The organism is Streptomyces sparsogenes, from assembly GCF_001704635.1.
In the GTDB taxonomy this organism is placed as follows: domain Bacteria; phylum Actinomycetota; class Actinomycetes; order Streptomycetales; family Streptomycetaceae; genus Streptomyces; species Streptomyces sparsogenes.
The window spans coordinates 1-949 of record NZ_MAXF01000170.1; the positions used below are offsets into that span (position 1 = coordinate 1).

Here is a 949-nt window from a genome sequence, read left to right on the forward strand (position 1 = left end):
GGTCTGGCGGCAGCTCGCCGAGGGCATGCGCTTCGTCCCCGGTGAGTTCGACGACGACCAGGCGTTCAAGACCCTCCGCGAGACCGTCGACGCCCTCGACGCGGCGCGCGGCACCAGCGGCAACTTCGCCTTCTACCTCTCCGTACCGCCGAAGTTCTTCCCCACCGTGGTGCGGCAGCTCAAGCGGCACGGCCTGTCCGACGCGCCCGAGGGGTCCTGGCGGCGCGCGGTCATCGAGAAGCCCTTCGGACACGACCTGGCCTCGGCCGAGGAGCTGAACCAGGTCGTCCACGAGGTGTTCACGCCCGACCAGGTCTTCCGCATCGACCACTACCTGGGCAAGGAGACGGTCCAGAACATCCTGGCGCTGCGCTTCGCCAACCAGATGTTCGAGCCCCTGTGGAACCGGTCATACGTGGACCATGTGCAGATCACCATGGCCGAGGACATCGGCATCGGCGGGCGCGCCGGCTACTACGACGGCATCGGCGCGGCCCGGGACGTCATCCAGAACCACCTCCTCCAACTCCTCGCGCTGACCGCGATGGAGGAACCGGCCGGATTCGACGCCGAATCGCTGGTGGCGGAGAAGCTGAAGGTCCTCAAGGCCGTCAGGCTCCCCGCCGACCTCGGCGCGCACACGGTGCGCGGGCAGTACGCGGCCGGCTGGCAGGGCGGCGAGCCGGTGCCGGGCTATCTGGAGGAGGACGGCATCGCCCCGGACTCCAGGACCGACACCTACGCGGCCGTCAAGCTGGAGGTGGACAACCGCCGGTGGGCCGGGGTCCCCTTCTACCTGCGGACCGGCAAGCGGCTCGGGCGGCGGGTCACCGAGATCGCGGTGGTCTTCCAGCGCGCCCCCCACTCCCCCTTCGACACCAGCGACACCCAGGAGCTGGGGCAGAACGCGCTGGTCATCCGGGTGCAGCCGGACGAGGGCATCACGGTC

General features: G+C 69.9%; 1 protein-coding gene. It reads left to right on the forward strand.

The genetic code is table 11. The features are described 5' to 3' along the window. A partial coding sequence (gene zwf / locus BBH68_RS32415; RefSeq protein ID WP_065967338.1) for a glucose-6-phosphate dehydrogenase occupies window positions 1–949 on the forward strand: 949 nt, incomplete at both ends.